This window comes from Methylobacterium sp. E-066 (assembly GCF_022829635.1).
Classification (GTDB): Bacteria; Pseudomonadota; Alphaproteobacteria; order Rhizobiales; family Beijerinckiaceae; genus Methylobacterium.
Map to the genome: position 1 here is coordinate 1 of NZ_JAKSYO010000036.1, position 9,078 is coordinate 9,078.

At 68.3% G+C, this 9,078-nt stretch carries 9 protein-coding genes; 5 read left to right on the top strand and 4 right to left on the bottom strand.

All coding sequences use genetic code 11. From position 1 onward, the window contains the following. Positions 1–268: 268 nt before the first annotated feature. From MKL20_RS02820 to MKL20_RS02835, 4 genes are all read right to left on the bottom strand, one after another. Positions 269–700: a SufE family protein gene (locus MKL20_RS02820; RefSeq protein ID WP_243962549.1), complete on the bottom strand. Its 432-nt coding sequence runs from the start codon at positions 698–700 to the stop codon at positions 269–271. 96 nt (positions 701–796) lie between these two features. After that, positions 797–1,888, bottom strand: a complete 1,092-nt coding sequence (locus MKL20_RS02825; RefSeq protein WP_243962550.1) for a sensor histidine kinase — start codon at positions 1,886–1,888, stop codon at positions 797–799. Between the two features lie 626 nt (positions 1,889–2,514). Further along, positions 2,515–2,880, bottom strand: a complete 366-nt coding sequence (locus MKL20_RS02830) for a response regulator (RefSeq protein ID WP_243962551.1) — start codon at positions 2,878–2,880, stop codon at positions 2,515–2,517. Positions 2,881–2,901: 21 nt separating this feature from the next. Further along, complete coding sequence (locus tag MKL20_RS02835; RefSeq protein ID WP_244035397.1) at positions 2,902–3,195, bottom strand: STAS domain-containing protein; 294 nt, start codon at positions 3,193–3,195, stop codon at positions 2,902–2,904. A 446-nt stretch (positions 3,196–3,641) separates the two neighbouring features. Between MKL20_RS02835 and MKL20_RS02840 the strand changes: the two genes are divergently transcribed. The 5 genes from MKL20_RS02840 to MKL20_RS02860 form a co-directional block, all read left to right on the top strand. Further along, positions 3,642–3,842: a hypothetical protein gene (locus MKL20_RS02840; RefSeq protein WP_244035398.1), complete on the top strand. Its 201-nt coding sequence runs from the start codon at positions 3,642–3,644 to the stop codon at positions 3,840–3,842. Positions 3,843–3,875: 33 nt separating this feature from the next. After that, complete coding sequence (locus tag MKL20_RS02845; protein WP_313902702.1) at positions 3,876–4,760, top strand: methyl-accepting chemotaxis protein; 885 nt, start codon at positions 3,876–3,878, stop codon at positions 4,758–4,760. A gap of 400 nt (positions 4,761–5,160) precedes the next feature. Then, positions 5,161–7,224, top strand: a complete 2,064-nt coding sequence (locus MKL20_RS02850; protein ID WP_244035399.1) for a chemotaxis protein CheA — start codon at positions 5,161–5,163, stop codon at positions 7,222–7,224. Continuing rightward, positions 7,224–7,685 (top strand): chemotaxis protein CheW, encoded by a 462-nt coding sequence (locus tag MKL20_RS02855; protein WP_244035400.1) that lies wholly within the window; start codon positions 7,224–7,226, stop codon positions 7,683–7,685. Before MKL20_RS02850 ends, MKL20_RS02855 begins: the two co-directional genes overlap by 1 nt. A gap of 18 nt (positions 7,686–7,703) precedes the next feature. After that, positions 7,704–9,078: HAMP domain-containing protein (locus tag MKL20_RS02860; RefSeq protein ID WP_244035401.1), on the top strand; the 1,375-nt coding region annotated here is incomplete at its 3' end.

A 9,078-nucleotide genomic window follows, 5' to 3' on the forward strand; every position in this document is an offset into this window, starting at 1 on the left:
GCGCCTCGTCCTGAACCGCCCCCTCACCGCCGCTCCGGCTTCGCCTGCGCTTCCCGCACGGACGACGAGGTCCGTGCGGGCCTCTCCCCGCAAGCGGGGCGAGGGGACCCGCGCTTCGTCCGCAGATGTGTGAACATCGTACCCCGCCCGGGAGAGGCGGCCTGTCGCGATCAGCAACAACGCCTGCCCCTCAAACCTGTGTAGCGCGTAGGGATGAGGGGGAGGGTGGGAGCGGGCGGTCGAACGGATCGCCGGCTGGCCCCGCGTCCTACCCCTCGACCTTCAGAAACCGCACCGCGTCCCGGTGCACCCGGTCGGCCATGGCGCGGACGCCGTTGGAGCGTTGCGGGGTCAGGTGCTCGCCGAGACCCAGCTTGGTGTAGAGCGCGAAGGCGTCGGTCTCGGCGGCCTCGCGGAGCGGCTTGCCGTCGAACAGCGCGATCATCAGAGCCACGAGGCCGCGCACGATGTGGGCGTCGCTGTCGCCGCGCATGCGCAGGCGCGGCTCCGAATCCGAGCGGTCGACGTCGAGGTCGATCCAGACCTGGCTGGCGCAGCCCTGGACCTTGTTGGTCTCGGCATGCAGCGCCGGGTCGGCGGGCGGCAGGGCGCGCCCGAGCTCGATAAGGTAGCGGTAACGCTCTTCCCAATCGTCGATGAAGGCGAAATTCTCGACGATGGTGTCGATCGGGGGAACCATGGTGGACCGGATCTGGAATGGGCCGGGGCCGCTATAAGGCCCCGGCAAAGATCTGGCGACTCCATCGCGAAGCACCAGGGGGCGCGGCGCCGGCGCTCACGGCTCCGGGGGCTGCGTCGGCGGCAGGATCAGCATCAGCGGTTCGGCGATGCTGGCATCGCCGCTCACCCGGATCTCGGCCTGGGCCGCATAGGCGGCGATCAGGCGCGGCCCGAGCTTTGGGATATTGGAGCGACCGGTGGCGGCCATCTCGCTGACCCCGGAGACGATCGAGACGCGCAAGGGGTGGCCCTCGGCCGATTCGATCTCGATGGCGATGGAGCAGGCGACGTGCTCGGCGGTGGCGTCGAGGCACTCGGCCACGATCTCGGCGACGATCATGCCGAGCGCGTTGGCGGTGCGCGGCTCGACCAGCCCGGTGCCGGATCCGCCAACTTGAACGCTGATCCGCCCGGCCCGCCGCAGCTGCCCGAGGCCCGAGGCCAGGCGGTGGAGGTAATCGTGCAGGTCGATCGACGCGATGTGGGGCGCCTCGTGCAGGTGCTGCTGCACCAGCGCGATCGCCCGCACCCGTTGGCCGAGCGCCTCGAAGCTGCCGCGGCACGGGTCCGGGGCGGCCCGGCCGTAGAGGCCGATCAGGCTGACCATCACCTGGAGGTTGTTGCGCACCCGGTGGTAGACCTCGGCGAGCAGCGCCTCCTTCTCGGCGAGCGCCTGCTCGATATGCTCCTCGGCATGCTTGCGGTCGGTGATGTCGAAGCAGGAGCCGAGATAGCCCTGGAAGCGCCCGTCCTCGACCAGCGGCCGGGCGGTGTCGAGCAGCCAGCGGTAGACGCCGTCATGCCGTTTCAGCCGGAACTCCACGGTGAACGGCGTCCGGGCCGCGAAGGCCTCGGCGACGATCCGGGCGTGGCGCTCGAAATCCTCGGGATGCAGGCCGCTGCGCCAGCCGAGGCGCAGTTCCTCCTCGAGGGGACGCCCGGTGAAGTCGAGCCAGCACTCGTTGTGGTGGACGGCATGGCCGTTCTCGTCCGAGCGCCACAGCATCAGCGGCACCACGTCGGCGAAGCGCCGGAAGCTGTCGCTCAGCGCGATGGTCCCGGCCGCCCCAGGCCCCTGGCTCGACTCCCCAGCCGGGGCCGTCGCCTGCGGCGCAGCCGTTCCGGACCCTGGTGGCTGACCGCCCATTCTGTACCCGACCCGCTGTGCCGAACTGTGTGAGACGCCGTGATTGCATCGTGATGGCGCCGGTCAACGTGCCGGTGGGGGTCCCGTTCCGGTCCCACGTTGCCGCTGCCGTGCTCATCCACACGCGGATCTGATTTTAGGGACGAGACCGGGTTTCGAGAGGGGTTTTCGAGGTCTGTCGCGTGGGTTGCACCGGTTATTGCAGATCATCTGCGGCGGGACTGGATTCTTGGTTGCGGCATTGCGGGCGCGCTTTTGCTCGCCCGCAGGCGCTCGAAACACCACGCGTTTTCCCTCCCAACAGGGTCTAAGGATTACACAGGTTTCGACCGTAGCCGCTTTCATACCGTGGGCGCAGAAGGCTCGGGTCCCCTCTCCCGTGCGGGAGAGGGACAGGGTGAGGGATAAGACCTTTCCGGAAAGACCTGGTCCCTCACCCCAACCCTCTCCCGCACGGGAGAGGGGGCGCGTCGCGGCCTGCAACAGCGCCTGTGCCTCAAACCTGTGTAGCCCGTAGCCACAAGGGGAGGCGAGCACGTCGCGCTTCGCCGAAGACGGTGCGTGAACGTCGTAGCCCGCGCGGCACAGGGGAGACGTGATGTTTCCTGCGCTGCGGCGCCGCCCGCTCAGGCGCGGATCAGCTTCGCCACCACCGCCAGCAACTGCTCCGGCTTGAACGGTTTTGTGATCCAGCCGGTGGCGCCGGCGGATTTCGCCTGCTGCTTGATCGCCTCGTCCGATTCCGTGCTCAGGAACAGGATCGGCACGCCCGCGCAGGACGGCACCGTGCGCAGCTGCTTGATCATCTCGATGCCGTTCATGACCGGCATGTTGAGGTCGGTGATCACCAAGTTGATCGCCTCGGCCTTGGCCTTGGCCAAGCCCTGGGCGCCGTCCTCGGCCTCGATCACCGTGTGACCGGCGGGGCCCAGGACGATCTTGATCATCTGCCGGATGCTGGGTGAATCGTCGACGGCGAGAACAGTGGCCATGAAAAAAATCCGGTTCTGGGATCAGTGAGCGGGTGCGGTCGCGAACGGCGCGTGCGGCGCGAAGCCGGCGCGCCGGAAGGCCGCCGCGACGGTGTCGGGCAGGTTGGTCAGGTCGAGTGTGACGCCGCGCGGCGCGGCCGACCGGGCGGCTGCGACGACGAGCTGGACGAAGGTGACGTCCACCGTCTCGATCGCCGCGCAATCCAGCGCCAGGCCGGACGCGCCGTCGAGCGCCGCCAGCAGGTCGGCCTGGAGCGCCTGCGCCGTCCGGAGCGTGCAATCCGGCGGCATCGTGAGGGTGACAGGTTCGGCCATGAGGAATCCGCTGCTGGTGCGCGGCCAGACTGGCTGCAGTCGACCGCTTTAAGAGTCGGTCCTGTTAAGTTTCCCTTGAGAGGCCATAAGGACCCAGCAGGTCCGAGGCTTTATCCAACGTTTTCTGTTGAAAACTGCTCGTCGGCTGCCGGAAGACGTTTTTGTATTGAGTAGCTTGTACGGCGGTCGGCTCCGATCGTCGATCGGAAGCAACTGATATTCGATCGAACGTATGAACGGATATGCGATATGCATTTATATTCGCACGTGAAAGTCTAGCAGCGATCTTTGTGCGCGGTGGATCGCAGAAATCGCGTCACGCGCTCCACATATAGAATGCGGCATAACTGTTCATTCAGATGCCCGGCTTAGAAACCGGCGGCTCACGGCCGTCAATTCGAGCCTGTCCCCGGCGAGAGCTGGCCGAGTCCGAGGAATACAGATCGATGGTCTTTTGGGGGCGCGCGACTCTGAAGTCGGAGCACGTGGAGGCATCGGATGCGCGCGGCGCGCTCGCCCTGGCCGGGCTCCCGCCCGCCGCCGAGCCGGCTGCGCCGCAGCACCCGCTCGGGGCCGCCGATATCCTTCAGGCCCGGCTCGGCCTGTCGGAGGTCCAGCGCAAGACCCTGGACGCGCTGATCGACTAACTCGGGATCATCTCGGCGGATGTCGAGACCGACGTGCACGGCCTGTCGGAGCGGTTCCAGCGCATCGCCGCGACCACCCGCGGCCAATCCGAGATCGTGCAGGGGCTGGTGACGTCGATCCAGTCGGTGCGGATCGACGGCGCCGAGCGGCCGCTGGCCGAGGTCGCGGCGGCGCTCGGCGAGATCCTGGCGATGCTCAACGACCGGATCGGCTTCATGTCGTCGCGCGGCGCCACCATGGAGGACGCGCTGAACGGCGTTCTGGGCGAACTGTCCTCGGTGGATGGCAGCATCGCCGAGATCGAGAAGATCAACCGCCAGACCAACCTGCTGGCGCTCAACGCCAAGATCGAGGCGGCGCGGGCCGGGGAGGCGGGAAAAGCCTTCGCGGTGGTGGCCGACGAGGTGCGCAGCCTGGCCGGCACGATCAACACGCTCTCCGGGGTGATCAAGCAGCAGATCGGCTCGATCGCCGGCGGCCTGCGCAGCAGCCACGCGCTCCTGCACGACATCGCCACCATCGACATGTCGGAGGAGAGCCGGAACGCCGACGCCCGGGTGCGCCTGGTGATGCAGGCCCTGGTCGAGCAGAGCTCGCGCTTCGCCGGCGTGCTGACCCAGACCGTGCAGACCACCGAGGCGATCACCCAGGACGTCTCGGGCGCGATCGTGGCGATGCAGTTCCAGGATCTCGCCAAGCAGCGGATGCAGAACCTCCAGGCGATCCTGCGGGCGCTGCGGGCCGCCCCGGAGCGCCCCGCCGACGCCGCCGGGTCGGAACTGGACTGGATCGCCGCCACCATCGCCGGCTGCACCCTCGGGGAGGTCCGGGAGCGGATGTCCCGGCGCCTGCTCGGAACGGCGGCGCCGGCCGAGGAAAACGAAGACGATCCGCTCGCCGGGATCGATCTGTTTTAGGTCGGTGCCAGTTTTCGCCATCCGGCGACATTATTGGTTGGATCTACTTCAGGTATTGTAGCGCAACTACCGGAACATCCGGTGGTTTATTTGTGCACAATCGATATTGTGCCGGATTGGCGAAATAGAAACTTAGAGTCTTTGCAAAAAAGTACAGATCTGAACGCTTGGTGTTACGAAGTTTCTTCAGGAAAGTTCCGATCAGGCGGATTTTTTAACGACGTTAGGACTTCTTTTCTTAAGGGGTTTAAAGTATGGTGATTCCCGATCGGTAGACCGAGTTTGGTGCCGATCGGGCGTCAACCCGGTTGATCGCGATATCTAGCCTCCGGTCGGCGGCTTCACGGGCCGGTAATCGCCCGAATGCCTCGGAAGACGGCACAACTGGATCTGCTCGACGATGACTGACCATGATCCGCGAGAGGTGTTCCTGGCGGAGGCCAACGAGCTTCTCGACCGGCTGGAGACCACCCTGCTCGACCTCGGCGACCGGCCGGGCGACTCGGCGCTGATCGACACCGCGTTCCGGGCGCTGCACACGATCAAGGGATCGGGGGCGATGTTCGGCTTCGACCGGGTCGCCGCCTTCACGCACGATTTCGAGACCGCGTTCGACCTGGTCCGGCGCGGCGAGGTCCCGATCAGCGCCGATCTGGTCAACGTGTCCCTCTCGGCCAAGGATTATATCCGCACGCTGATCGAGGATCCGGATTCCACCGCCCCGGTGATCGGCGAGGCGATCCTGGCCGAACTCGAGCGCCTGGTGAGCCGGGCCTCGGCCCAGCCCCAGACCGCCCAAGAGCTAGAACCCGAAGCCCCGAGCCTGAACGCCGCGCCCGAAGGGTGGCGGATCGGGATCGCCTTCGCCCCGGAGGTCTTGCGCAACGGCACCAACCCGCTGGCGCTGCTCGACGAGCTGCGCGATCTCGGCCCCTGCACCGTGGTGCCGCGGCTGGCCGACCTGCCCGACCTCGCCGCCCTGGACCCGGAGAGCCTGGCGCTCGGCTGGGACGTGACGCTCCGCGGCGCCGCGACCCGGGAGGCGATCGAGGACGTCTTCTTGTTCGTCCGGGACGACATGGTCCTGAGCCTGGCGCCGCTGGACGCCCCCGAGCCGGCGCCAGAACCCGCCCCCAAGCCCGCCGTCGTGGCGGCGCCCGTGCCTGTTCCGGCCCCGGAGCGGTCCGCCCCGGCGCCCGCCGTCAAGCCCGCGACCCCGCCCGCCGCGAAGCCGGAGGCCGAGTGCCGGGGCCCGGCCCGCAACTCCGAGCCGCGCGGGTCCAGCACCATGCGGGTCGAGGCCGAGCGGCTCGACGAGCTGCTCGACCGGGTCGGCGAGCTGGTCATCGCCCAGGCCCGGCTGAGCCAGCTCGCCGGCCTGCACGCCGATGGCGGGCTCCACACCATCGCGGAGGAGATCGAGCGGCTGTCGGCACAGCTGCGCGACACCACCATGAGCATCCGGATGGTGCCGATCGGGGCGCTGTTCAGCCGGTTCCGGCGGCTGGTCCACGACCTGTCGGGGGATCTCGGCAAACCCGTGACCTTCGTCACCGACGGCGAGGAGACCGAGCTCGACAAGACCGTGATCGAGCGCCTGGCCGATCCGCTGGTCCACCTGATCCGCAACGCCATCGATCACGGCATCGAGGACCCGGCCCACCGGGCCGCCTCCGGCAAGGACGCGACCGGGCGCATTTCGCTCGCCGCCGAGCATGTCGGCGCCCAGGTCCTCGTCACCGTGCGCGACGACGGCGCCGGGCTCGACGTGGCGCGCATCCGCGCCAAGGCCGAGGAGCGCGGGCTGGTCGCCCCCGGCATCCCGCTCACCGACCAGCAGGTCTACCAGTTCCTGTTCGCACCCGGCTTCTCCACCGCGCAGCAGATCTCGGCCCTGTCGGGCCGCGGCGTCGGCATGGACGTGGTCAAGAAGACCATCGAGGCCCTGCGCGGCTCGATCGACATCACCACCGAGCCGGGGGCGGGCACCGCCGTCGTGCTGCGCCTGCCGCTGACGCTGGCGATCATCGAGGGCCTGCTGATCCGGGTCGGCGACGGCCGCTACGTGCTGCCGCTGGCGGCCGTGGAGGAATGCGTCGAGCTGCCCGAGAGCGGGCGCAGCGAGCGCGGCCGGGACTTCCTGAACATCCGCGGCGACCTCGTGCCGTTCCTGCGGCTGCGCAGCCTGTTCGAGGCGACCGGCGAGCCCGACCCGTACCAGAAGGTGATCATCGTCTCGGTGGGCGAGGCCCGGTTCGGGCTCGTGGCCGACCAGATCCTCGGCAACCACCAGACGGTGATCAAGTCGCTTTCGAAGCTGCATGCCGACGTCACGACCTTCTCGGGCGCCACGATCCTCGGTGACGGCACCGCGGCGCTCATCATCGATCCGGCCCAGCTGATGGCCGGTGGACAGATCGGCGCCGCCCCGGACGGGCTGCGCGACTACCGTGAGGTGGCGTGATGACCGACTTCGTCGAGGCCATCGAGCAGGGCCACGCCCTGCAGGTCGTGATGATGCGCATCGGCCCCGAGACCTTCGCGCTCGGGGCCGGGATGGTGCGGGAGATCATCGACCCGATCCCGACCACCCGGGTCGCCGGGGCGCGGCCGCATCTCGGCCACGTGGTGAACGTGCGCGGCAACGTCGTGCCGCTGGCCGACATCCGCGAGCGCTTCGGCATGCCGATGGAGGCCGCGACGCCGGACACCCGGTTCGTGGTGATCGAGCTCGATCTCGACGGCGATCCGACCCTGGTGGCGCTCGTGGCCGACAAGGTGTTCGAGGTGACCGCGGTCGCCCTGGAGACCCGCCAGCCGGCGCCGAAGATCGGCACGTCGTGGCGGCCCGAATACATCCGCTCCATCGTCAAGTCCGGGGATGATTTCGTCATCATCCCGGACATGCAAGCAATCTTGAATTGATCGGCAGGGACTGAAGCGATGCGGGTTTCGATCAAGGCCAAGCTGGCCGGCGGGTTCGGCGCCTTGCTGATTCTGGCGGGCTTGGCCGGCGGGGTGGGCTACCAGGGCCTGGTGGCGGCGGACAGGAGCCAGGCGTTCCTCCGCGGCCGCGCGGAGACGCAGGCCCTGGTGCTGGAAGCCAAGGGCAGTACCATCCGCAGCACCTCCAACCTGCGCACGGCGGTGATCACCGTGAACGACGCCCAGATTGCGGATTCGCTCAAGCGCGCCCTCGATAACCGCAAGCGCGCGCAGGAGATCATCGCCAAGGTCAAGGTCGGTGCCACGACCGACGAGGGTGCCCGGCTCGTCCAGGATCTCGACCAAAAGTATGAGAAGCAGGTCGCTCTGGGCAACCGGATCGTGGATCTGGCCCGGATGAATGCCAATGCCCGGGCCTGGGCGGAGATCCTCGGCGTGGGTCGCCCGGCCATGGCTGTGCTGCGGACGGAACTGGAGGCTCTCACGGCCAAGGCCGACGAGCGTTCCATCGATCTGATCAAGGCGGTGCTGGCCTTCCAGATCCCCCTCGAACGGGCCTGGGGCCGGCTGCAAGCCGCGACGGGCGCGGTCAGCGTCGCCGGGTTGGACGAGCACGTGACTGCGACCAAGCAGTTGCGCGACGAGATCGGGCGCAGCCTGGACAACCTGCTCCGGGTCGGCGCGGCCCTGAAGGTTCCCACCGAAACGGTCCGGAAGAGCTTCGAGACCTGGTTCGCCTCGTTCCAGAGGGCCCTGGCCACGATCGAGCCCGGCGCACCCATCCACGCGATCGAGCTCGTGTCGGGCGAGTACAGCGCCGCGTCCATCGCCACCAACCAGGCCTTCGACCTCCTGTCCGACTACCAGGGCCGCCAGATGGCGGAGGCGGTCGAGCACGCGAAGACGGCGTCGCAGGAGAGCCAGACGCTGATGCTGGCGACATTGGCCGGCGCGCTCCTCCTCGGCCTCGGCATCGCCGGGTGGCTCGCGGTCTCGATCGCCCGGGGGATGGCGCGGGCCGTGTCGCTCGCCGAGGCCGTCGCGGTCGGCGATCTGGGCCAGACGATCGCGGTCAAATCGAACGACGAGATCGGCGACCTGATCACCGCCATGAACCGGATGACCGACAATCTCAGGCAGACCGCCGCCCTCGCCAACGCGATCGCGGGGGGCGACCTGACCGTCGAGGCCAAGCCGCTCTCCGACAAGGACACGATGGGTCTCGCCCTGCAGACGATGCTGGCGCGGCTCCGCGCCGTGGTGACCGAGGCGAACGCGGCGGCCGGCAACGTCTCGGCGGGCTCGCAGGAACTGTCGTCCTCGGCCGAGCAGCTGTCCCAGGGCTCCACCGAGCAGGCCGCCTCCACAGAGG